At 43.5% G+C, this 25,058-nt stretch carries 13 protein-coding genes; 5 read left to right on the top strand and 8 right to left on the bottom strand.

Annotated features, from left to right (window positions below):
- The first annotated feature begins 37 nt into the window (after nucleotides 1-37).
- Genes dndB through WKS99_RS06735 form a run of 5 tightly spaced genes read left to right on the top strand, consistent with a single transcriptional unit; the run spans nucleotide 38 to nucleotide 6,074 of the window.
- Nucleotides 38-1,072, top strand: coding sequence for a DNA sulfur modification protein DndB (gene dndB / locus WKS99_RS06755; RefSeq protein WP_340405623.1), 1,035 nt, complete (start codon nucleotides 38-40; stop codon nucleotides 1,070-1,072).
- Nucleotide 1,073: 1 nt separating this feature from the next.
- On the top strand, nucleotides 1,074-2,546 hold the full coding sequence (dndC, locus tag WKS99_RS06750; RefSeq protein ID WP_340405622.1) for a DNA phosphorothioation system sulfurtransferase DndC: 1,473 nt from the start codon (nucleotides 1,074-1,076) through the stop codon (nucleotides 2,544-2,546).
- Between the two features lie 12 nt (nucleotides 2,547-2,558).
- Nucleotides 2,559-4,541: a DNA sulfur modification protein DndD gene (gene dndD / locus WKS99_RS06745; RefSeq protein ID WP_340405621.1), complete on the top strand. Its 1,983-nt coding sequence runs from the start codon at nucleotides 2,559-2,561 to the stop codon at nucleotides 4,539-4,541.
- Between the two features lie 4 nt (nucleotides 4,542-4,545).
- Nucleotides 4,546-4,935: a DNA sulfur modification protein DndE gene (dndE, locus tag WKS99_RS06740; RefSeq protein ID WP_340405620.1), complete on the top strand. Its 390-nt coding sequence runs from the start codon at nucleotides 4,546-4,548 to the stop codon at nucleotides 4,933-4,935.
- Entirely contained in the window at nucleotides 4,935-6,074 is a 1,140-nt protein-coding gene (locus tag WKS99_RS06735) for a cysteine desulfurase family protein (RefSeq protein WP_340405619.1), read from the top strand. Before dndE ends, WKS99_RS06735 begins: the two co-directional genes overlap by 1 nt.
- Before the next feature lie 140 nt (nucleotides 6,075-6,214).
- Here WKS99_RS06735 and WKS99_RS06730 read toward each other — a convergent pair whose 3' ends face one another.
- From WKS99_RS06730 to WKS99_RS06695, 8 genes are all read right to left on the bottom strand, one after another.
- Nucleotides 6,215-7,042 carry a restriction endonuclease gene (locus tag WKS99_RS06730; RefSeq protein WP_340405618.1) on the bottom strand — a complete coding sequence of 276 codons (828 nt, stop codon included), beginning with the start codon at nucleotides 7,040-7,042 and terminating at the stop codon, nucleotides 6,215-6,217.
- 14 nt (nucleotides 7,043-7,056) lie between these two features.
- The gene (locus tag WKS99_RS06725; protein WP_340405617.1) at nucleotides 7,057-7,722 is read right to left on the bottom strand and encodes a hypothetical protein; all 666 of its coding nucleotides are present in this window, start codon (nucleotides 7,720-7,722) and stop codon (nucleotides 7,057-7,059) included.
- Nucleotides 7,709-10,876 carry a hypothetical protein gene (locus tag WKS99_RS06720; protein ID WP_340405616.1) on the bottom strand — a complete coding sequence of 1,056 codons (3,168 nt, stop codon included), beginning with the start codon at nucleotides 10,874-10,876 and terminating at the stop codon, nucleotides 7,709-7,711. Before WKS99_RS06720 ends, WKS99_RS06725 begins: the two co-directional genes overlap by 14 nt.
- Entirely contained in the window at nucleotides 10,873-11,673 is an 801-nt protein-coding gene (locus WKS99_RS06715; protein WP_340405615.1) for a hypothetical protein, read from the bottom strand. The genes WKS99_RS06720 and WKS99_RS06715 overlap by 4 nt, the downstream gene beginning before the upstream one ends.
- Nucleotides 11,674-11,687: 14 nt before the next feature.
- Complete coding sequence (locus WKS99_RS06710; protein ID WP_340405614.1) at nucleotides 11,688-14,204, bottom strand: helicase-related protein; 2,517 nt, start codon at nucleotides 14,202-14,204, stop codon at nucleotides 11,688-11,690.
- Entirely contained in the window at nucleotides 14,197-17,418 is a 3,222-nt protein-coding gene (locus tag WKS99_RS06705) for an SNF2-related protein (RefSeq protein ID WP_340405613.1), read from the bottom strand. The genes WKS99_RS06710 and WKS99_RS06705 overlap by 8 nt, the downstream gene beginning before the upstream one ends.
- A 63-nt stretch (nucleotides 17,419-17,481) precedes the next feature.
- On the bottom strand, nucleotides 17,482-21,738 hold the full coding sequence (locus tag WKS99_RS06700; protein ID WP_340405612.1) for a PIN domain-containing protein: 4,257 nt from the start codon (nucleotides 21,736-21,738) through the stop codon (nucleotides 17,482-17,484).
- A 3-nt stretch (nucleotides 21,739-21,741) separates the two neighbouring features.
- Nucleotides 21,742-25,017: a UvrD-helicase domain-containing protein gene (locus WKS99_RS06695; RefSeq protein WP_340405611.1), complete on the bottom strand. Its 3,276-nt coding sequence runs from the start codon at nucleotides 25,015-25,017 to the stop codon at nucleotides 21,742-21,744.
- Nucleotides 25,018-25,058 lie beyond the last annotated feature (41 nt).

The following is a 25,058-nucleotide window of genomic DNA, read 5'->3' as shown; positions in this document are numbered from 1 at the left end:
TGTCCAATCATCTATTATGTTAGAGAGGGTGCCATTCTTGAGTTTCGCTTCTTTTGTATTTCCTGCCGTCAAGGGTATCCAGGCGAAAAGAGAATACTTTACCTCGATGGTTCCATTAGAGGTGATTCCTAAAATCTTTCAATTTGCTGGCGAAGAATTACCACCAGAAATTCGGGCACAGCGTATCCTAAATCGCGCCAGGATTCCAGAAATTCGAGATTATATTTTAGAGAATCCAGATGATTATGTGTTTTCTTCGATAACAGTTTCCGTTGATGGTGGTATGGAGTTTATTCCATTAAATGAGAATGAGCCCTTCCTCGGTCACATTACAATTTCTATGAGCGCAAAGTTCCTCATAAATGATGGTCAGCATCGCCAGGCCGCTATCGCTGAAGCAATAAAAAGGAATCCTGAACTAAAAAATGAGCATATCTCGGTTGTCTTCTATCGGGATGAAGGGCTTGCTCATTCTCAGCAAATGTTTTCAGACCTTAACCGCTATGCAATTCGCCCTACGAAATCAATTAACATCCTTTTTAACTCGCGAGAAGAATCATCCATTATTGCAAAGCGAGTTATTGATACGGTTAGTGTCTTTCAGGATATGGCCGAAAAAGAACACACCTCTATTTCTAATCGTTCTAAAGCACTGTTCACCTTGAGTGCAATCTGTAGTGGTACAGAAGCTTTATTGAAAGATCTTGACTTAGACTTGGAGGAGAAATGTAACCTGGCAATTCATTTTTGGGAACAGGTATCTCAGCATATTCCTTTTTGGAAAGCCGTGAAGGATGGTCAAATCAAGTCTTCTGATGTGCGCAAAAATACAATTTGTACATTGAGTATCACTCTCAATGCCATTGGATCTGGAGGAAATCAAATTATTCAAAGATATCCAGATACATGGGAGGCTCATCTTCGCCACTTAACGCATGTTGATTGGAATAAAACCAACCCTGTATGGGAAAATCTGGTCTTTGTTCATGGAAAAGTTGCTACAAACCGTACATCCCAAAAAGCCATGGCTACATATATAGAAAATATTATGACAGAAGAAATTGGTGGATAGAATGGCTAATTTAACCAAAGATGATATTCGTATTGTACTTAATACAATACAGGAAGTATATTTAGCAGATAAGATACCCTGGATTTGTGGATACAGTGGCGGTAAAGATTCCACCGCTGTTGTACAGCTCGTTTGGACCGCTCTCTCTCAGCTTCCAAAGGATAAATTACACAAACACGTTCATGTTATTAGCACCGACACACTGGTCGAATCCCCAGTTGTTGCGCTGTGGGCCACACGATCTATTGCACGCATGAAGGAAGCTGCAAACAACCCTGAACACAAGTTGCCTATTATTCCCCATAGGCTTGTTCCAGAGGTCACCAACACATTCTGGGTAAATCTTATAGGGAGAGGTTATCCATATCCTCGCCGTGATTTTCGTTGGTGCACTGACCGCATGAAAATCGATCCTTCTAACCGTTTTATTAAAAAGATTTTGGATGCAGAGAGTGAAGCAATCCTGGTCCTTGGAACGCGCAAAGCCGAGAGTGCTACCCGAAAAGCTGTCATGGAAGGTTATGAGAAGAAGCGTTATCGTGATCATCTTAGTCCCAATGGGTCGTTTCCTAACTCCTATGTTTTTACCCCTATTGAAGACTGGAGTAACGACAATGTCTGGCAATATCTTGTACAATACCCCAACCCCTGGGGGCACTCAAACAAAGATTTGTTAGCGATGTATAGTGGCGCCTCGGCGGATGGCGAGTGTCCATTGGTACTGGATACATCTACGCCCAGTTGCGGTAACAGTCGCTTTGGTTGTTGGGTATGTACTATGGTTTCTGAGGATAAATCTATGGCGGCTATGATCCAGAATGACGAAGAGAAAGCGTGGATGCTTCCCATGCTTGAATTTAGAAACGAAATCGCCGGCACTTGGGAAGTTGATAGAAAGCGTAGAGATTTTCGCCGTATGGATGGACGCCTAACATGGCACAATGAGCGACTGGTACACGGCCCATATACACAAGAAACTCGCAAGTACTTTTTAACTCGACTGTTAGAGGTTGAGAAGCTTGTTCATGAGATTGGACCAGAGGAAATCAAGGATGTGCCGCTGATCACCATGGATGAACTTAGGTTTATTCGTCAAATCTGGATGGATGAAAAGCACGAGTTTGAAGACTTGTTGCCTGAGATCTATGAATCTGTTACAGGAAAACGCTATGAAGATGGGACAATCAGCAAAAACAAGTATTTTGGGCCAGCTGAAGCAAGTATTCTTCAAGAGACTTGCCAGTCAGTATGCCCAAATGAGACTTTGATATATGAAATGCAAAGATCTCTGTTAGATATTGAAGCTAAAGCAGCAGCCATCTCTAACAAGAGGAATGTAATTCAAAATTTTGAGAAGGAAATTAAAAAAGCATTTTATCGTGATGAGGATGATGCCGCTCTTATTGCAGAAGAACGCGCAAAAAAAATCACAGGAATGCAGGAAACTTTTGACGATGGAAACTGGACTGAGTGAGGTGCCAGGAATATGTATTTTACAAAAATTGAGTTACATAACTTTGGCATCTACAAGGGCCACCACGAAATGTGTCTTTCCGACCAAATCGGCAATCGTAATGTTACTCTCATAGGGGGGTTGAATGGTCGAGGAAAAACGACCTTTCTTGATGCTATTTTACTTGCGTTATACGGAAAACAGGCATTAAAGTATATCCAAGAAAACGCACGTTCCTATGAACGACTACTCATAGAACACATTAATAAACATGCGACAGATGAGCTTACTTATGTCGCCGTATCACTCTGCCTGGACGATGGAACTGCCTTACGCGTTTGCCGTAATTGGAAATTAAAAGGCAAGAAAGTTGATGAATCTATTAGTGTCGAGAAGAATGGCACCATAGATAAGTACCTTGGTGAAAGTTGGAGTTACTATATTGAAGAGATCCTACCTTTTGGGATAGCGAGATTTTTCTTCTTTGATAATGAAAAGATTACACAACTGGCCGATGACGCTTCATTTGAGCAGATTAAAACTTCAATTAAATCTGCAATTGGTGTTTCTACCATTGAAAAAGCGATTACTCATATTGATGAAGTAATTCGCCGGAAGAAAGATGCTTTGCAGGCTTTCGAAAAAAGCGAAGTTAACCAGGGTTACCAAGAGGTAGAAGCGCAGCTCAAGGAACTCAATGCAAAAATCGAAGCAGCTCGTCGAGAGGCTGAAGTCTTAAAAGCAAATTGCGAAAGCATTGCAATTGCTATAGACACTAAGGAAAAAAAGTTCTGGGCTTCTGGCGGTGACTTAACACTCAGTCGAGATGCAATTAAACAAGAAAAAGAAAAGATTAAGGCATATGTACAAGAAGTTCGTGACGAAATCATGCTTCGCGTGTCTGATCCAGCTACCCCACTCTTTATGTGTCGCAAATTGGTAACACAAGCTTATGATGAAGAGATTGATGAGCAAAAAAAAGCGGCACTGAAACTTTCTGATCCAATCGTCGAAAGTATTCAAAAAAATATTTTGGATCGATTTAATCAGAGTGATTTTGATGACAGAACGCTCAGAATTATCACAGATATTGTAAAGCAAGAGATTAGAAAATTTACTTCAGTAGGCGAGGACATGGAACACATTAACATGTCTCATACGACTATGCTTCTCTTTGATAAATTGATTGTCGAAATATTTCATTCCCTTGATCAAAAAATAAAAACTTTAATCAGCCATGTGGATGCGCAAGAAAATGAGCTCATGAGCTTAGATGCACACCTTGGTGAATCAGATGAAAAGACTATGGCTATGAAACTCTACGAAACACTTAAAGAATATGAGCGAAAAAAGGCCTTAGCTGATGACCAATATAAAAAGCAACAGAGCTTAATCGAAAACTTGGAGCATCAAAAAGAAATTCTTCATTCTAAGCGTTTGCAGTTAATCAAAGCTATCGCAGAAAAAGAGAATACAAATGATGATAATTCCCGCATTATCAAATATTCTGTGATGTCTATTGAAGTTCTCAATGAGTTTAAGGTTCGTTTACAGCGCGAAAAAATAGACAAACTTTCTGCAACTGCTACAGAATGTTTCCAGACTCTGGTTGAAAAAGATTCACTTGTGAGCAAAATCCATATCGATACGGACAGCTTAGATGTAACTATACTTGATCCCGATGGACATGTAGTGTTAAAGAACCAGCTCTCTGCAGGAGAGCAGCAGATGTTTGCCATTTCTATTGTGTGGGCACTGGCCCGAACATCTGGATATAAGGCTCCAGTGGTCATCGATACACCTATGGCCCGCTTAGACTCTTCTCACCGAGCAAATTTTGTTAACAATTATCTACCATCTGCAAGTTCCCAGGTTATGGTTCTTTCCACAGATGAAGAAATTTATGGTAGGTATCTTGATATGATCCGAGAAAATGTTGTAAATTATTTTACTCTACATTATCGGGAAGATGAACAATGCACCTCTATCATCAATGGTTATTTTGAGGGGATGTGATAGTATGATTATAAAACATTTTAAACTGTCACAGCCAGAGAAAGACCGGCTCATTCGGATTAAAGCAAAAACTGGTGTTCAAAACTGGAATATTCTTTGCCGATGGGCATTGTGCTGGTCACTGGCGGAGCCCACGATTCCAGGCAGCATTGATCCGCAGTCTGACAGCAATGTTGAAATGGATTGGACTACTTTTGCCGGCGAATATGCAGAAATCTATGAAGCAATTATCCGGCAGCGTTGTTTGAATGATGGCTTGGGAGATGATCCAAACACGTTGATTAGATACTTCCGACTTCATCTTTATCGAGGTATCAACCATTACAGCACCAGGGACGCTTTGAAAAACTGTTCAGATCTGCTCGAATCTGCTCTCCCGAAGGAGGAAGCATAATGGCTGTTTATCTTGACTACAACGCTTCTGCTCCGATAGATGAAAGAGTTTTGGAGAGAATGATTGAAGTGTATCGCTCTCATTATGGCAACGCAGATAGTAGAACTCATATTTTTGGTACTGACGCTAAAGAAATTGTTTCCTCTGCAAGAAAATCCATTGCGGAGATCCTGTCTGTGGACAGTACGGACGTTTTCTTTACCAGCGGTTCCACCGAGAGTAATAACATGGCGATTCTCGGATTGCTCGACTATGCTCTTGAAAGTGGCCGCAATCACTTCATTACCACATCCATCGAGCACAAGTCTGTTTTGGAAGCCATGAAACACCTGCAAGAAAAAGGATGTGTCGTGGATTTTGTTTCGCCCGATGCGTCTGGTCGAATCAAACCAGAGCAGATTCTCAGCCTCGTCACGGACAAGACTCTGCTTGTTTCCATGATGCAGGTCAACAGCGAAACCGGCGTGATACAGCCTATTGAAGAGGTCGGTGCAGCATTGGCAGGAACTAAGACATATTTTCATGTTGATGCCACACAAGGTTTTGGTAAGTTGAATGACAGCTTGCGAAATGCCAAATACAATATGCTCAGCATCACTGCCCATAAGATCGGCGGTCCCCAGGGAATTGGTGCGTTTATCATGCGGCGTGACCGTACATATAGACGGCCTCCCATCAAACAGCTTATGTATGGCGGTCAGCAGGAACGCGGATACCGTCCGGGAACCACACCGGTGGCCTTGGTTGCGGGCTTCGCTCTCGCAGCGCAGCTAAGCGACAAGGAATCTGACGCCCACATGGAAAGCTGTAGAGCAATCAAACAAAGATTCCTGGAGGCTGTGCAGGGTCTGAACTACACTTTGAATGGAGACCAGGAATACTGCATACCGTCCACTGTGAACATCAGTTTCCACGGTGTTGATGCAGAGGGTATCTTTCTTGCGGTGAAAGAGGATTATGCGTTCTCTAATGGTTCAGCCTGTAACTCCGGCAGCCACGCTCCAAGTTATGTATTGGCAGCCATGGGGCTGGATGAAGAACGAGTGAGTGAGGCTATCCGTCTTTCTTGGAACCATGATACAAAAGTTGACTTCTCAGCCCTTACGAACTATGTGAAGTCTATGACTGATTATGACTGAAAACAATGTAAAATAAGAATCAAGCGCAATAGGAAAAATGGCCTCTCCAAAAGCTGTTCCGGCTTTTGGGGAGGCCACTCTTTGTACGTGGTTTTTCAAAGGGTTATTTTGCGATAGTCCCTTATCTTTTGATAAGGTGTTCAAGCAGTACCGAAAAAGTCCGTGTCAATTTCATAAGTGCCAAATGTTTGCACACATCGAACACCTATACCGCTACGTAACATTAAATCAGTAAGTAGTGCACCATCAATTAGTACAATTTGCTTTCCTACCTGCTCTAAGACTTCTTTTCTCGCGTCTTTAGTAAAGCTGGAAGTTGTAATAAACACTCCCTTGGTAACTTTTTTCATCGCTCCGGAAAAAGCCTGTATTTCTTTGCATCCAACATTATGACTTGACGCATAACGTTTGGCTTGGATATAAATTTTGTCCAAGCCAAGTTTATCTTCATTGATGATTCCATCAATTCCACCATCGTGAGATTTGCCTACAACTTGCCCTGCATCTGTTCCATAACCATATCCTAAAGCAAGAAGGAGCTTAACTACAAGGTGCTCAAAAAAGCTTGGATCATTATTAAGAATCATATCAAGAAGTTGACTTTTTATGCTGTCTTTATGTTCATTGTAATACTTTTGTATTTTCTCCTCTGGTAATAGGTCTGATGCAGAGGATACGGGAGGCTTTTTGGGAATATCATCACCTGAAGCAGTGAATGTTGATTCTATGAGTGAGTAAACGGCTGTTCCGCGTTTGCCAGAAACAATGTAGAAATGTTTAACCGGATGTGCTGACGGAAAGTCGAGTCCTCGACAATGCCTGCGGAGGCTATGTCCAACAATTGAGTTTGGATCTGCCGTATTAAAGGTATATAATTTTCCGGAAAGTATTTGATTTGTTATTTCTTTACAGGTCAATCCATCTTTTTCCTTACTAAGTACAGCTTTAATCGCTTCAAGAATAGTCATTGTCACCCTCCTTTCTAAAACCTAATTTTCAGTTTGCCTGTGAGATTCTTTTCCTTGAGCCATGCCATGATATTGGGGGTCAAATCCAAAACCGTAGCTCGCTGAGAAGAGACCTTCTTTAAGAAGTCTTCGATTTCGGGGTTCAAAGAGAATTGATTAGTAATTTGCTTTGCTTCCGCCACATCGGAAACCAGGCTATTTACCGCTTTAACGGATGGATTTCCAGCAACTGTTTGAGTGATGCTGTCTGTCAAGTCCTTTGCCCGTTTGGGGTCATTTGATAGACCACCAATCATAGACAAATAGCCTTTGGGTCCATCTGAATACTTCTGAGCTGCATCCCGCCATACAATTTTAATTTGCGTTGCAAACGCATCTCCCTTGGATTTCAGTAGCTTAACGGTTTCCAAGGTTAACTGCATTTCGGAAACGCCGTTTCCACAATCGTCGATGCAAGCCAGTAATTCGCTGCGAGTAGGCTCATCCATAAGCGGAGTGCTAACAATTCCTTTTTCTTTCATGGCCTCAGCGCAATCAATGGTGTCTTTAATACTCTCGGTTGCCTGGGCAAGCTGTGCCAACGCCTTCGCATACGTTTCGGCGTGCTGCTTGCTTTCGATTGTTGCTCGGCGTTTTTTGATCGCGGAGGTGCAATTTTTGATCGTTTCAGTTAACAGCATTTTCGTACACCTCCATATTCTCAAGTTGAGTATAAAGTGCTTCCATAGAGGACAGGGCAGCTTCAGACAATGCCTCCGTACCAGAAAAACCGCCAGTAGCGGCTATATCTTTTTTGGCCTTGGCCCCTTCTTGGTCAGCCTTTTGAGCAATCGTCTGAATATCTCGAAGGAAAGCATACAACACATGCAGTGAGTTGCCAGAGTATGTTGTCAGCTGCTTTATTGCTGGCACAGAGGCCGCAGCGTTAATCAGCTTGATATGCTTCATCACAGTTTTGGCTATTTCAATGGGAGGCTTTTCATACTTGACCCTCAGCTCTGTACTTCCTATGATTCCATTCGCAGAAAACACAGAAAACAGCTCTTGAATAGCAGCCAGAGAATCCATAAGGTTCTCCTGGGTGGGTTCACCAATATACTCTTTGAGTTTACCTACCACCTTTGCAGCTTCCTGAGTATCCGCAACCATAGTTTTTTTAATGCTGGGATAGAGCGCTTTCAACAGCGTAGCAGGATTATAGAGAAGATGCTTCTGTGGGATGCTACCAGGCAATGTTGCTTCAATATCCCAATCGGCAACCATAAGCTTTTCAGTGGCCAGTACCAGCTCGTCTGTTCTATAACAGGATTTCGCGTTGGGATCGACTGAAAAATGGATTGCGCCCATTGTGGTTGCCGAAGCTTGTTTTAAGAAGGTCAAGGCACTATCAAAGTCAGCTTTACGGTTAAGGACGAACTGAATCATGTCGTTCCACTCACGGGTGTCTCTCTTGATGCTATCGTCCTTCTTGAAATCTTTGAACAAAGATTTGATTGTTGAATAGGGAGAACTGGTATCAACCTTTTGACCCAAGATACACGCTTTAAGATATTGGATTGCAAGGCACCACTCCAATACCGGGAGAGGATCTTCCCCCTGCTTAGTAGCGGTAACTTTTTCGATGATTTTAGCTTTTCTGCGTTCCAACCAAGTAATCAACCTCTGCTGGTAATAAGCTGCGCCCGCGAAATCCCAACCTTTTGCGTAGTTCAGTTCATTCAAGGCCATCAGAGCATCGCGGCTTTCGGAACTTCTGTCCATGTAAACGATGGCTCTATCAATATTTGTGGGAGAACTTTGATCGTCAATATAGTAGCAACCCAGGTCAGAAAGGCGCTCTTCTGCAATATAGGCCGGGATACCAATATCCTGCCAGTTGATTGCACCACATTGTTTGGAATCTCCACGAACAAGAGTACGAAGCCAACCACGATAGTCGGGATCATATTTCAATATTTCACCCTTGGTAAACCAGGCCGTGATATCATCCTTAAACTTACGATAATTCTTTGTGGCACCATCGACAGGAGGCTTGGCCTTGGGAGGCTCTGAAGTAGTAGTTTGATGAACAGGAGTGCCCTCACTGTGTTTTACTGGTTCGGATGCAGTCGCCGGAGATACAGTTTTCCCCGTGGATTTGTCCACGATTTCGCCTATGCCAGTAAAGGTAGTCAATCCTATATCTGCAAGGAAAGCTTGATTAAGGCCACCAAAACGCAGTATCCCATCGGTTTCTTTCACGCCGGATGCAGAGCCGTCACCCCAAATAGCAAACAACGCTTTCAGACGGTTCTTATCGTCAGAACCCATACTTTCCAAACGGTCAATTGAAGAACTGTGTGGGTCATTGGACATCTGAGCGTTACTGGGGTTAAGCGGGAAATACCAACCATCCCCGTACTGCTTGCCATCAAAATATTCTTTTAACTGAGCGCGAATAACATTCTTCAAGAACATTCTCGGGCTTTTCGTCGCAAGAGATTCATACAGAGTCAGTAGTGCATGCCGGTTAAAGGGATATAGTGTTACCTCCTTATTGCCGATGGTTGTGGTATCCCATTCACAAGGAGGTGTGAAATCACTGATTGGCAATTCACTCAAATCTGCGCCAGAGTCAATCCAATTATGGAGTGCTGCAGGGTCACAGTAAATTGCGTTCAAATACCGGCCAGCCATCTGAATAATAAATTCGTCCGTGCCATAGGAGCGTTCTGTAACTTCAATTTGATGTGTTACACGGTCTTTGAAATTGCCGCGAAACGCATAATAATAGTCGTTGGTGATACCGATTATCGAAGTAACACGACACAGATCGACGTAGTCGCCGCCATGCTCATAAGAAAGCGCCGTAATGAGTTCCTGATCGATTCCGGTAAAGCCGGTGAAGTCTTCAATAAAAATAGTAAGATTTTTGCCTTGTGTTTTCAAATCTCGTCTTAGTTGCGCAAAAATTGTCTCTGCATTTTCACTTGAAATATCTGCGCAACGCTGAATGACCTCTCTCGTAAATCCATTGAGATAGTTAATGAGTTTTGTAATCTCAAATTCATCGCCTTTCAAGGAGGCCGCAAAGAGAGATGCTTGGGGATCTCCCTGTTTCATTACAGCACGGATGATTTTAGATACATTGAAATCATCTTCTGTAAAAATGGTTGTGTCTTGAAGAATCTGATTGCTCGGAGCAGTGATAACATTATAACATCTGGATATTGCGCCGCCTTCACGCAGCAGATGTTCACTTACACGGCTGTCAGCAAGATAACTGGCAATGTCACGGCATTTGACAGCTTTGTATGTTTCACCCGACACATCGTTTCGTACAGCAGCAATATAAGCATACAAAATCTCTGTTTTGAAAGAGCCTTCATCTTTGGAATCGGAAGAGACCACAAATTTACGCAGCTTCTCTGCAACATCTGGATCTTTAATTGCATTCTGTTCCAATAACTGAGAGAAGGCACCGCGAACAGAGTTATTCAAACGACGCAGGAAAACCAGCTGCTCAGTTGCTGGATTATATACAGTGGAGGGACTCCTTTCAAACTTGCCTTTCAGATAGCGGATGAGATGAGATTTACCGGTGCCATGATTGCCTCGAACAATGATCATGCGATGTTCATTGTCAGGATTATAAATCAGTTGCTCGAAAACCTCATCTTCGCTCATCAACTTTGTTGGGGCAGGCATTTTCCCCTCTTCGTAATAACCACCACGGAAAAGTTCAAGAGACGAGAATGGCATGTGAGTAGACATGAAATAGGCATCTTCAGTGGCCATATCATCTGTTTTAATCGCATACCGTTCCATTACAGAACGATATTGTTCCCATTTCATGAGTTAATCGCCTCCTTCACCGAAATGTGTGTGAATCCGTTGATGGGATCACCGTCTACATAGTAGAGCATAACAGGAGTGGAGTCAGACCATGTTTCAAGTTTAATAAGCCCAATTTCGTGCAGTGTGCGGAGGCCAGCAGAGAGAGCCAACGGGAGCTTGCTACCAACCTCGACTTCTGGTAATTTTGTGCTCAACCAGAGCATAAAATCCTGGGCAAGAATGGTCTCATTATATGTGAACTTCTCGGTGTATGTAGTCGCCAATATATCTTCTAAACGGAGCTTCATATTGGGGATTATCATTGTTCCGCTCAAATAGCCAAGCCCTAAAAAAGTAGCCCAAAAGCGCCATCCAAGGACAGCGTTTTCATTCAGGGCAGCAAGCTCTTTCACCTCAGAAGCACAGGTCTTGGCTATACCTTCCCAGGATTTCAATGCAAAAATTCGTTCATTCTGAGCAATCAGCCACTTAGTGAACATATGAAATGTGGTGTTTTTTGCGGAGAAGACCCGAGCACCCACATATCGCCGAAAAGCTTTAGGTGAGGCGATTACACCGGGATCAACTGCTAAAACCAAATTTTCTGCTTCAGCTTTGATAAGGGAAAGTTCTTCGAGGGCCACATTGATCGACTTGTTGATCTGGTCGATTTCCTTTTCGTCATTGATCCCCAATGTCATGCATTGCCGAACCTCATCGCGACTCATGCTTTTATGGGAAACCAATCGGCAGACAGAGAGAACTCGCTCCGGCGTCGGCTCCATTCGCATGCCGTCTGGATTGACTTTGAACATACGAATAACCTCCTTTAGAATTTTTGAATGGGAATAGGATAACCGTCGCTATACTCTCTTATCGTCTTACCACCATTGTCAACGATAGTATTCTCGTTGCAGTAGAGGATCTTACGATAGCCAAAGGCATCCAGTTTTCCAAGGTTCTTGTACAGAGTAAAGTTTGTGGCAGTGTCACCGTCAAAAATACAGACAACACCTTTGGCGAAGAGATAGGGGCAATGGACAACCGCATAATAGAACTCTTCGTAATTTAAGAGAATGCCATTGTAGACAATCTCATTAGCCAGACGGCTTGGAACAATAAATGCACCGATATTGTTTTGATAAGCCTTTTCTGCAATCACAACAACTTCTTCGGTGCTGTAAGGTCCTGTTGATGGTCTGCTGATAATCATTTCATTAAAGGACCCCATATTTCTCCCCAAGCGTGGAGCAGGAGGTGCAGCTGGAAGCTTGATCTCAGGATCAGTTCGCAGCTTGTAAGTATCATCACTTGTGATGCGGCCTTCCGGATCTGCTGGACAGCCGTTGCATACTTCCCGTGAAAGCGGGAAAAGGTGTCTGAAAACACGTCCCCAACACAATGCTTTAGGAGAGGATACAAGCTCACTCATGATTCTATAACCAACCATTTGTGCTTCATATTCTCTGGCACGGGGTTCTGTCAGTGCAGCTGCGAGGCTGTCATCATCGCTGAGAATATCAGGTTGTAGCAACTTAACCGTAACCGTGTAATATTTTTTGGGCGGAATCGATTTCTTGTCGAACACATAGTTTGCATCCAGAAGGTCAATAAACCCAGTCCGATACAGGAACAGGAGCAGATTGACATTCCATGCAACATTCCGGTTTCCTGCATACTCGGCCTCCTCGTCTGTCATCGTGGGCGGAGTAGCAGAGGTATTCAGAACACACTCGTCAGAATCAACCATTGCTGCCGGGTTAGAAAGCAGTGCGTTCCAACGAATAACAGCTCGTTCAACCGTGAGAACTCTTTTGCTGACCAGTCCCAATGCCCTACGCACATCACCATCGCTGTCATATCTGCTTTGGTAAGGGATAAACAGACTGAGCGATGGAAGTCTATCACGACCGCCACGCCCTACCTCCTGATAAAATCTGCTTAAATTTTCAGGACAGCAAGCGTGAATAATTGTTCTGACATCAGGTTTATCAACACCAATACCAAAGGCAGAGGTGGCAATCACAACATCAAAGTCGTGATTTTTCCAGCCGGATAATATAGTGTTTCGGTCTATTTCCTTGGTTTCTCCGGTGAAAACGGGGATATTTTTGTATCCAAATTCACGAAGCTTTTTTTGCAGTTCCTTAGCTTCTCTTGGTTCAAGCACATAGACAACCATCGGCTTTGGAAGCAATTTGATGGCTTCGATAGTCTTATCAACTTGTTCTTTTCGAGACTTTGCAGAGTGGAAATAGAATCGTGGCTCCTGGCGAAGTGCATCGCAACGAACCTGAGCATTTTTTCCGTTTGAACCAAACAGTGCAAACAAGGTATCAACTACATCATCAGACAGCGTAGCCGAAAGCAGAAAAGTACGAATAAACTCTTCTGATTCATACTTCCACTTCTTCAAAAGTATAGAGAAAATCTGAAAGTCAGGTCTAAAAAATACGCCCCAATCTGGAACGACATGGGCTTCATCAACCACAATATTGGCTAAATAGTGGTCTTTTGCGGCATTGTCCAGTATGCGGTGAAGCTCCGAGTTTTTGAGGATTGCTTCAGGCGAAGTAAAAAGAATACGGGCTTTTCTGCCTTTCAGGGATTGGATAATTTTAGCCCTTTCAAGCTCGGACTGCTCACCCCGATAACAATAAATCTCCGTTCCATTTGTCAAGTTTTGCTGCGCTACATAGTACTGGTCTAAGGACAACGCTACAGTGGGCACAATTACAACAGTCAATCCATCAGAAGAGCTTGCCAACAGTTGCGTGACCAAGCTCTTACCGCCGCCGGTAGGAAGGGAAATAAGAAGCGTATGCCCATTGGGTAAATTCAAAGCGGTATGAACGGCTACCTTTTGCTCAAAGCTTTTATAGGCGCTAAAGCCAGTATGTGTTGCCAGTATCGCGTCACCAGAAGATTCAGTTTCAAACTCAATACCATCGTCATGGCGAAGAGCATACACATCTTTGATATATTGATGGGGTTCGAGCCATTCAGGAATATGGTGTAAGCAAGACACTTGCAAGTCGTTTTCACACACAAGATCGAACTCTGCACCGTACTCTTTTACAACCGCATAAAGTTTTTCAGTAAGCTTAACGCGACCAAGAACTAAGATAAGGTCACGAATATTTAGGCATATATCCTTTGCTGAGGCTTCTTCTCGTTTGAACTGAACGACACGTCGGATAAATCCAATTACATAGCGTGACCTTGCTGCCTCCTGCATTTTCAAAGAATCAGATGTATCGACAAGATTTTTCTCTAATTCCGCAATGGCACTTTGGGACTTCATGGCCCCCACTATGTATTGCTGTAATACTTCTTTACTATCCATTACTTCTCACCCTCAAGAAACAGACTGCATCCAGCTCTGGCTTCGCATTTTTGAGTGCTCGAAGCGTCACATCGAATAAATGTGCCCTTTCATCAACACCAGACATATCCCGTTCAAAGTAGATGCATTCTGCTCTATATCCATTCAAAACACGCTGCATTTCTTTCTCAGCCGCTTCGAAATCAGAGCGTTTTTCAAGCCTGACGCAGGCCCGCTTGTAGGCTGCCGCAGAGGCTTTGTCAACTAAAGGCTCCCATAAGCTTGGAGGGTTTCGACTAATAAAGCGCTCCAAGGGAGAAATTGACATTTTTCCGCTGCCACGCCGCCCAAGGTGACTGGCATTATTGGGTTGCAGTTTAAGCAAAGTATTGAGGACTTGCTTTTCAGGGACTTCTTTGCTCCTTGTCGTTAATGGTACGGTAACAAGGATCTGCTTGAGCGGAAGATACATCCTATATTGTGCCAGTGTCTGTAGCGTCATTCCATTTTCAAGCAACTCATCAAGTTCCGGCACGATATTATAAATAAATACGAGTCCATCATAATTGTATGTAGAAATTGTTTCAATGCCAGTGCATCTACCTCTGTTACAGCCCACTGCGTTTGAAATGATAGAATCGTAAACAGGATCGCCCGGCGCAAAGAACAGAATATCTTCTCGAGTGGCTGCGGTTTGACGATCAAAAGAACCAAGAATTTTTCCTTCTCTTCGCATAATGGACGTACTGCTGTATTTATGCCAATCAGGTGGAATAAACAGGGACTGTCTTGCCGCATTTACGCTGAAAGTGCTTTCTCTAAACTCAATCAAGCCGGAACTGGTGGGCCTCTCCGGGGAGAGGCCGGCCTGTTTGCCCCACCCCATCATAGCTGTGGCAAATAGGTTGTCATCTTCTGATGCGTAGATGCCCAAAACATTATCAATCCCTTGGGACAATGGACGGTATAAGGTGGCTCCGAGGTCGAAATCCTGCTCGTCCTCAACGCTTTCCCGCATTTCCTCTGCTTGGTCCAGAATATCATCAAATGCATTTGTAAGGCCGGTATAGTAGTCATCAAGCAGAGCTTCAACAATCAGTTGGTTCAGTTCCCCCGTGATGATTTCAAGTCCACTCAGAGACTGTTCAAACAGTTTCATGCCGTCTTTCCAAATATGAAAGAGTTGCTCCTCAACAGAAGTATCTGCATAAAGTACAACAGACACAACATCCTTGTTGGGGTCGCGTCCAAGCCTGTCTAAGCGACCGATACGCTGTTCGAGTGCGTTGGCATTCCACGGCAAATCAAGATGAATAATCTGAGCCGCATTCTGAAAGTTTCGGCCTTCACCACCGGTTTCGTCACAGATAATTACACGACATGCAGGATCGTTCTGGAAAGCATATACGCTATCTTCTAGTTCGTCACGCCCCATGTGCTGTCCAAAAGCCACCGCATAAATTCCCGTAGCGGTATATCTTTCGTTGAACAGTTTTAAGAACTGAACAAGCGTAGCGTTATGTGCAGTGAATACTACCATTTTGCAATTCTCATCGTCCAAGATATCTGTCTCCTGGTCAATGTAATTCATTGCAGTCATTAAGCGCCCTTTGATTAAATCAGGATCTTCATCAAGCGCGACATTTACTAAGCTGTGCTCGTTTTCCGCTTGACGTCTCCAAGCAGCTGCGCTGTCCAACAATATTCCATCATCAATTTGGAGCTTATGGAGGGCATCTTCAAAGGCCCACGGGCTACTGAACAACGCAGAAAGAAGAGGAATAGCAGTTTGGGTCACATATTCTTCATCTTCGCCGTTATCAGCAAGATAGGCGAGAGTGTTCTGAATTGCCCCAATCTCATTATAGTTTTCGTTAAGAGACAGCGGTGAGTACGGGATAGCACACAAGGTCCGTCGAGCCATTTTTTCAGAAATTAACTGCCGACGATTGCGGATTACTCTTCGCTCAATTCTGTAATTCTCGCAAATATACGCCAAAGCTTGCTTGACCTTGGAAAGTCCCTGGTCTTCCGCATTAAGATCAATTTCCTTAACCATCTTCTCCAAGGCTATATCCTCAAGTGTTTCTACAATACTATTTAGATCGTCTAAGACGATTTCTGTGTACTCGTCATAGCGTTCCAAATATCCCAAAAGAAGATTGGCGGACTTCTGGATACGTTTTTGCCGCTTTACCATCCAGGAAAAGCGTTCAGCAGACATGGTCTCATATTGCTCTGGATTGAGTAGCGCAAGCAGACGGCGATATTCCTCGTTTCTGTCCTGAATGGGGGTTGCAGACAAAAGCAGAATGTGTGTTACTTTCCTGCTGAGATTCTGCACTTGACTGTACCAAGTATCGTTGGCAAGAAGTCTATGCGTTTCGTCTACAATAGCAAAATCCCAGGGCATAGAAAGAATCGCCAAAGATTTGCCGATATCCTCCATAGGGAGCAGACAAATTGGAGCGCGAGGAGAGGCAATAGCAGAATCAAAGCCATATTTGTAATGTAGCTCATTTTTCCACTGGCTGGACAAAGCACCGGGCACAATAATGAGTACCTGGAGATCTTTCTTTTCGCTGGCCAATATGCTGAGAATAGAGCACGCTTCGACAGTCTTACCCAAGCCAACTTCATCAGCCAGCATATAGCGGACAGGCGTAGTTTCAAAGCAACGAGCCACGGTGCTTATCTGGTGCGGGAGCAGAAAAGCACGGCAACCAGCAAGCACACGGAAACCATAGGTAGCGTTGTTCACAAGGTGAAGGTTCTTGCTTACTTTGAGATGATTGATAAACCATGTAGGGTGCTGGAACTCATAGGCTCGGAGCTGTTTGTTGGGTGCAAAGTTCATCTGCGAATAATCAAACTTGAGCTCTGTTTCGCACTCTTTGATGTGCTTTCCATTCGGTAGTTTAATCCAATACCAATAGGGTTCGTCCTCGGAATAGGGTTCAGAGGCACGAGACACGATTGTTCCTCGTCCCCAACGCCCCTCAACAACACCGCCCGGACAGGCTTCACAACGAGTTACCGCCTGGGCGAAGAACACATTGTGCTGAAACAGATCCTCATAGTATTGTCTACTGCCCAACAGATCGTGCATTTCGACCTTAATTGTATCGGCAATTTCATTGTACTCAACAAGCTGAGCAAGGACATAAAAGCGAGGATAATCCCTGTCACCTTCTTCAACAATGATGGGACAGCGATAGTAACATCCTACTAACATACGTAGCGCTCCTTTCTCAGCTTAAACAAGAAACCAAAGCTACGTTAGTAGTTTCTTGCTGCGTTATAGGGTTTCAAGTTCTCGTTTGATATGTTCTTGTTCTTTCAAAAATCTTGCGGTAAAAGGAACGCCTTTCTTGACTTTCAAACCGGCAAAACTGCTCTCAGTCTGAGCCATAAAATCAGCGAGCGTTTTAATCCCGTTGTTCTGTAAGACAGAAATCTGGCTTGCCTCCAAGTGAAGAACCTTAGCACTGATTTTTTGCGCAAGGTATTCTTCCTGGGCTTTTGCCCGTCTTTCAGTTTCTGCAGTTTCACTTATTTCCTTTGCGGGAGCATCTATTGCCTCAGGACATTCAACTAAATCCGTGACCGCTACTGTTTTCGCGCTTGCAACCGACTGGGTCATATCATCAAACGAGGATTCGGGAGGGGTAAGGAAGTCCTTGGACGTCCATACCTCAAGCCCCTCTCCAGATGCCTTGTTAGAAAGGCTCCTGTCATCGGTAATAAAGATGACAGGAATATCGGTATAGTACTTATAACGAAGGGCCACAGTCAAAATCATATTGTCGTTATGCTCCTTCTCGCCGATATCCGCACGATAGACATTGGGAACTAAATCGATCAATCCCTCGGCGTAAGTAAGCGGGAAATGCCTCTTGTAGTTAAAAATTGCCGTTATAGCCCGCTGAGCCTTGATTTTCCGCTCGTCCGCGCCGAAACGGGTCTTATGATGTTCAAGCTCATTGTTTACATCCTTGGGAACTACAACAAGTTCACCATCATTTACGCCGTCGAGTAGATTCGGACAATTCATAATCGAGCATGTGTCAAACACAATAATCGAAGAATACTTGTGCAGCTCTGCAAGTTCAACCTCTGTGAATTCAAGTGCTCTCTGTTTTTCCAGCAGTGCGTCCTGGGTTTTGACAGTATGAGAGAGGCTACGGTTCTGCTCCTCAGCTGTTGCAAGGCGATCCTCGGTTTCTGTAAGCTTGTCCCGAAGTTCTTGACTTCTACGTTCCTCCTCTGCTAAACGAGTTTCAATGCGGGTGGTATCCTCACAGCGGTTTCTTCTCAAAGTAAGTTCACTTTTAAGACTCTGGATTTCCTGACGGTTACCTTCTACCATTTCTTGAATAGCCTTTAGCGTTTGCTCAAAAGCCCCCCATTTGTTCAGCACGGCTCTGCCCCCGGGTGTAGCATTCTCAACAACAGAACCGGGAATGGCAGATGGGGGCGATTCGACCACCGCATTTACAACATCGTTATGGGTAACATCAGCGGTCGGTATCTCATGCACAACTGGTCTCACACTGGAAGAGGTAGGAGTTTCGTTTATATTCGCTGCCAGAGACTCAGAAGTGGAGGGCCGTGGAGCTCTGGTAGTAGTATTTACATGAGCCGAACGACTGCTCCGGGGCTCACTTCTGGAGCTGGACATGCTGATTTGGCTACCCAAGAAAGATTCCATACAATTTCCTCTGTGAACACAATAGGTGCACCAATCAGAGGGAATAGCAGTTTTGTTTTTTCCTAAAGATTGGTTGAGATAATCCTTGGCTTCTCCACGAAGAATATCGATTTGCATTTGGTTCTCTGGTTTCGGCAACTTGCGGAGTGAATAAATCTTTTGCCAGCCATCTCTTCTTGTAAGTGCTTCGAATTCATGATAAGGATTTTTTATTTCGACTTCAGAAACATCAACGGCAAATAGCGCAGTCCCAAAAAGCTTTCGCGTCTGCATATGGGCAGGATCATAGGGCTTTACAGTTGTTCCATGATCTTCTGTAATTATTTCATGGACAAGGTAATTTTTAGCTCTTAACTTAAGGTCGAAAATCTCAGTTGATTTCCAAAACTTAAAGTAGGGTTCAAGTTTTTGGGCTTCTTGTTCCAGAATTTTGGGTAAATACTTTATTGCGTCAGAGCGATTTTGCTTTCCAACTCTCTTCCATACCGCTTCAATCAACAGGTTCTCGAAAAACTTTTGGTACAGGAAGTTTCCTTGTATAACAGGAGCATCTTCCATTACATAGTCCAGAAAGAACCGATAGGGACACAAAAACATGTCCATCATTTGATAGCGGTCATATTTAATGCTCTTGGTAACTTCTTGTCCGACAGATATAGAGAACGGTACAGTTTTATTGATGCTCTCTATCAGTTCAGCCTTGGGTATCAATCCCAAAATGGCCAACAGAGCATACGGCTCTGTGGTTTCATCGCCATACTGCTTCACATAGCTAAGCCGAACATCACAGCGGTTGTAACACAGACCGTAGAACAAAGCATATCTAAGGAAATTGCTACGTTCACCCAGGGCGGTATAGTACACCTGGAATTGCAAATCAATTGGTGAATAGGTAGCATGAATAAACTCATCCGTGAGAGGCCACGGGAGTTGATCGTTGACGGTCATATTCATGTCGCGGTCTGATACACAAGCAAAATGGTAGACCTTATGTTGCTCTTTCTCAAATTGACGTTTGCTTTGCAGAATATCGCCATCGATCTGCTCAAAATTCTTTACAATCCAGTCTACACCTTGATTTTCGTCATTCTTCTGTTTCAAATAGTAATATAGCCCTTCTTGCAAATCTCTGAATGTACCGGAGAAAGTAGAGTTCTCCGGCTTGATTTTATCGAGGCGTAGCTGTAGATCCTTAATCAAGGCTCGCTCCTGCTCATTGGCCAGGGCTAACTCACGCTGTTTGAGGAACTCTTCGAGGTTGTGGAAATGCTTGCCGAAATTAATGAAATCCTCACGGGAATTGTCCAAGGCAAACAGATAGGTTGCAATTTCGTTAATCTCTTCGATCGCTCGGATGAGCGCAAGTAAGTCTTCCTTCGTGACCTTGTACTTGTTGTAAACGGACAAATTTTTGAGTTCGGAGAGCACATCCGTCCCCGGAGTTGCAGCCAGTTTATCATAGTTTTTAGCATAGCCCTCAACGACCTCGCGTTGGAATTCCTCGTATGTTGTCACATTCTCAAAGAGAATCGCGACATTGTAGAATGTCCGAAGTAGCACTTCTCCGGGGGCCACACTTAGGATGTTGGAGGATAAACATTCTTTGATGGCGTTGATATCGAAGATAATGTGTCTGTTCTCATAATCCCACAGACGGTAAATTGCAGAGAAGAACTGTCCGATGGGATAGGAAAGGAAGTGCCGATCATTGGCATATTCAGGATAGTAGATTTTGAGCAAGGTATGTACATCTCTGTTTGCTGTATATACTTGCTCATCTAAATGTCGGAGAACAGCAGCCTTATTCCATACATCATTGCCTCTCTCCATGACGCTGCGAGAGTCAGAATAGCTCTGGATAGCTGCATCAAAGTGGTTGGAGACAAAATGTGCATACTCAGTAATGTTCGCGAATTCCATAAGCTGAACACTCTTGTACAGCTTATACCATTTTCTAAGTAATGGACTACCTATTGCACTTCTACCTTCGCAAATCTCACCCAAAGCGCAGGCCAGAGCGTTGCTGGGATTTTGCATCGTAGGTGACTCGTATTCACGAATGGCAGTGTCGTGGTGAATGGGAACTTCGAAACACCCGTAGATTTCATTCCAGGAGGAATAAATCGTTGGATATTTCTTTTGATAATTGAACAAAAAGATGATGGTCATGCCCATCTTTTCCATAGCAAGCAAAAGACGGAGCTGCACCGGCGTGAACTGATGCACACCATGCACCACTATGCTATTAAAGGGCTGTTCTTTCGTAACGCCCACGGCTCTTTCGCAGCGTTTTACTTCCTGCGGTGTTCCGGTACACTCTTCAACTTCCTTTTTTGCGAGAGCAACAACGATTTCTTTAAGCTTTTCACGGGAAGGGGTTTGAGGAAACCGGAAAAGAGAACTCTGCTGTGCTTGTTTTAGCATATAGACAAAGAGCCTTTGCTCCGTGTTGCCCTTACTTCCATCAATGGCAGCTGCACTAATATCCAATTCTATAAAAAGGCGGACAGCTTCAAGGAAGTGGTTCTGATTGTGCTCCAAGGACATGTGAAAAGGTTTGCTAATCTTCCGTTTCTCTAACAGCTGCCTGAATACTGCAGAGAAAGCGCTGTACTGCTGAATCCGAAGGCTGATATTATCTGTCCATTGCATATAGACATCTTCATGTTCGACCAGATCATCTAACGGACAAATCAAGCCCTCAATTTTATCTCCGAGAACATCCTTAAGTCCATTTACAAGGGTTCGCGCACTGCAGAAGTGAGGCAAGGCAGAAATCTCATTCCAGAAATCCGCTTTATCTAACTTATAGGGATCTTCGTATGTGTAGATTTTAAACGGCATTTCTTACACCTCCGGTTCTATGAGATTTTGCCAGGATAGATTCTGTTTCCCTTGGATTTCAATCCATGAAAACGAGCGAATTGATCTTGTCATAGCAACATAGAGGATTCGAGTTTCCTCACGGGCTTTTTCAGACTTTTCGATAATTTCGTCGTAGAAGTCGTTTTGAATTGTCTCACCGGAATTACCTACGTTCATACTATATCCTATTCGATACCGGCCCTGAGACTTTGCAGTACTAATGTGAAGCTGCGTCTTCTTGATGAAGTCAATCGAGGCAGAGCAAAAAGGCATGATTACATGACCATACTCAAGGCCCTTCGATTTATGTACCGTGATGCACTGAATGGCAGAATCATCCTCATTGCTTGCTGGCGTCCGGCTGTCAACGGAGACTTGGGAGACGATACTATTATAAAGATGTTCCTGTAGCGTGTTGATAGTAAGCCTGTCCACATTGCAAGCGTTAATAAGCTGCTCAAACAGCAAGTCCACATTCAGCTGATAGTAGTGCTGTTTCCAAGGATCATCACTAAAGTGTTTCCAGGGTTCCAGGGTGCTGTACACCTTGCGGATGGCTTGCAGGATAGGTCGTGTTCTTAAACTTGCTACAATAGTTTCCCAAGTGTTATGTTTTTTATCAACGGTGTTTACAAGCATCCGATTCATAAAATTGATAAGGTAATTGACCTGTTCTTTCTCGTCTGCCTTCGCTCTCCACTTTCCGTTACGGATCTTCATACGGATTTCATAAAGATTGGACTTGGGAATGTCCAAATTAAAGAAATTTGAGGTCACGAGGTTGTAGAGATAGTCAGCTTCATCAAAATGAACCAGGGCATTGACCAAAGTGAGCATGTCCATAGCAGGCTGGGACATATACAAGTCACCGCCTGTATTGGTATGTACGCTGATTCCAAGGCGGGCACAGTCAGTACGAATCATATCAGCTTGCCAGTTTTCGCGAACCAGAATGGCAATGCTCTTTTCCTTTGCGGAGAGTTTCATGCCGTGGCTCTCTTCATATTGGATACGCTTCTGGATTCTTTTGATTTCGTCGACAAGAACAGGAATACGCATTTCCTCATTTGCAGCCGGAAGACGCCGGTAGAAACGACTCTTGGAGGACAAGTATCTTCCGTTGTAGTCTCTTGTGGCGATGAGTTTATCTTTGTCCAGATCGTAGGTAAGCAGTTCTTCGTCCATTTTCCCCCATGTGGTGAAGGAGCGATCAAAGATATCCAGCAAATGCTTGTCAGTGCGGTAGTTCCGTCGCAAAGAAAACTCCAACCATTTCTCAGGGTTTTTGTCAATGCCCAACTGGTCAAAGGCTTTTTCCTTTGCTCCACGGAAGCGATAAATGCACTGCTTAATATCACCTACAAGAAACAGATTGTAGTCGAGTACCTGGGCAATCCGCAGCAAAGATTCAATCTGAGAGTCATCCGTGTCCTGAAACTCGTCAACAAACATAAATTGCTGGGCATCCTTGTCCGTTTTCAGTTCTCTGATTCTGTTCTCACTGGCTGGATCATTGATGAAACGGTTAAGAATAGACATCATGGAGCTGAGATGGATTTTGTTATTTTCCAGAAGCTCCTTCAGATATTCTCGTTCAACGGATGGAATTACGCTGGCCAGTAGCTCGTGCAATTCACCGTGAGACTCATTATTCAAAAGAGTTCCAAAATCTTGAGGTTCAATAGCTTCGATATTGACACTCTTATTATGTAGTTTTCCGATGAAGTCAAGGATGCTATCACGGATAGCATAAACAGGCATACCAAGCTTATCTGTATAGTCCTTGCCGTATTCGATTCTTTTTTGATGGATATACGCATCAAGTAAATCCGAAATCTTTTTGCGGCGGTAAAATTCGCTGGAGGTTATACCCAAGTCAATTCCGTAGCCAAAAGAGGTACCCATTTGAGCAATCAAATTTTTCGCATAGGAATGAATTGTGCTAATCTGCATGTGGTCGATTCTGGAGATCATCTCTAAGTAATCCGGGTTGGAGGTTACGAGGTAGCAATTTCTAAAGTATATCTTGAGCTTTTCCTCCATTTGATTCGCAGCCTCATTTGTGAATGTAATCATCACAATACGGTCAGCCATTTTCCAAAGAGGGACATTTTGGGTATAGCAAATAAAGCCAATGCGGGAAATCATTGTATAGGTTTTGCCAGTACCCGCACCAGCACGAATTACAATGTTCTTTTTCGGCGAAGCGTGCTCAACTTCATACTGCTCAAAATTAAACTGGCTCTGTTCGCTAAGTTTTTTGAGAATAAGCTCTTGAGCACGGCTATATTTGCCGTTCTGGATTACAAAGGAGGTGGTATCCTTATCAAAAGGTGCACTCAATACGCTCATGGAACAATGGAAGCCCATGAACATGTCATTAACAGAATTGGCTGGAGGAGTATGGCTTTTCTGCTGTTCAAATGCAATTTCAATATTGTCACGATTCCGTACTAAGCCTCTTTGTGTGAGTACCGTATCAAGAGCATTGAGTACAAATATCATTTGTTCTTTCTTGGAGAAAACACAATATAGCTTGCAGCCATGCATATACTGAGTTGTGATGTCGTTAATGATATTGCCGTTCAACTCATCAGTCTCTGCGAAATAATAAAAACGGGAATAGTCATGTTGATGGTAAAAATGTACCAGCTCTTTTTCAATTTCAGATTCGTCATCTTCATCCAAGTTAATATCAGTTTCGTACAGATTTCGAACCTCCAACATGGTTTTAGAATCAAACGGATCCCTTTTCCAGTGGAGGGTTTCTGATAAGGCCCGGTCTATTTTTTTGCAGAAGGAAGTTGTATCCTCCAGATCTTCTTTTAATATAGTAAATGACTCATCTAAAACAACATCCAGCCTTTTTTCGTGATAAAAATTTTTTGAGACTTGAGGAAGGCAGACCATTTGAAATACCAATGGAATCTTGCCTAAATTCTGACGTATGTGTCGCTCAAGTGTAAAACGATATCCACGCGCCTGTTTTTGGGGCGTAGCTGGCACGTTTCCCTCATTGGTTCTGATTATAATGGTATCGCTATGCTCGATCCGAAGAATGTTTTCTTCACGCCACCCCTTTAATTCCACAACTAAAATACCTTTTCCTGGCATGAGAATGCAGACGTCAAATTCACGGCCATATATTTGACGGTTCCAGTAAATGATGTAATCATCGTCTAAAAACTCTTGGGCCTTGGTTATAAACAAGTTTTCTCCGAAATTGGTAGACCGTACACTTCCAATCAATTTTGCCATGGAGCAAGCCTCGCTTCCCTATACAAGCGGCATATATTTAC

The organism is Flintibacter sp. HCN-6482, from assembly GCF_037892565.1.
Taxonomy (GTDB): Bacteria; Bacillota; Clostridia; order Oscillospirales; family Oscillospiraceae; genus Lawsonibacter; species Lawsonibacter aceti.
The sequence above is the reverse complement of the archived record's forward strand: the minus strand, read 5'-3'. Positions and strand labels throughout refer to the sequence as shown.

Coding starts and splice junctions, on each gene's coding strand:
- dndC (WP_340405622.1), top strand. CDS start 1,074: ATGGCTAATTTAACCAAAGATGATATTCGTATTGTACTTAATACAATA.
- dndD (WP_340405621.1), top strand. CDS start 2,559: ATGTATTTTACAAAAATTGAGTTACATAACTTTGGCATCTACAAGGGC.
- dndE (WP_340405620.1), top strand. CDS start 4,546: ATGATTATAAAACATTTTAAACTGTCACAGCCAGAGAAAGACCGGCTC.
- WKS99_RS06735 (WP_340405619.1), top strand. CDS start 4,935: ATGGCTGTTTATCTTGACTACAACGCTTCTGCTCCGATAGATGAAAGA.
- WKS99_RS06730 (WP_340405618.1), bottom strand. CDS start 7,042: ATGACTATTCTTGAAGCGATTAAAGCTGTACTTAGTAAGGAAAAAGAT.
- WKS99_RS06725 (WP_340405617.1), bottom strand. CDS start 7,722: ATGCTGTTAACTGAAACGATCAAAAATTGCACCTCCGCGATCAAAAAA.
- WKS99_RS06720 (WP_340405616.1), bottom strand. CDS start 10,876: ATGAAATGGGAACAATATCGTTCTGTAATGGAACGGTATGCGATTAAA.
- WKS99_RS06715 (WP_340405615.1), bottom strand. CDS start 11,673: ATGTTCAAAGTCAATCCAGACGGCATGCGAATGGAGCCGACGCCGGAG.
- WKS99_RS06710 (WP_340405614.1), bottom strand. CDS start 14,204: ATGGATAGTAAAGAAGTATTACAGCAATACATAGTGGGGGCCATGAAG.
- WKS99_RS06705 (WP_340405613.1), bottom strand. CDS start 17,418: ATGTTAGTAGGATGTTACTATCGCTGTCCCATCATTGTTGAAGAAGGT.
- WKS99_RS06700 (WP_340405612.1), bottom strand. CDS start 21,738: ATGCCGTTTAAAATCTACACATACGAAGATCCCTATAAGTTAGATAAA.
- WKS99_RS06695 (WP_340405611.1), bottom strand. CDS start 25,017: ATGGCAAAATTGATTGGAAGTGTACGGTCTACCAATTTCGGAGAAAAC.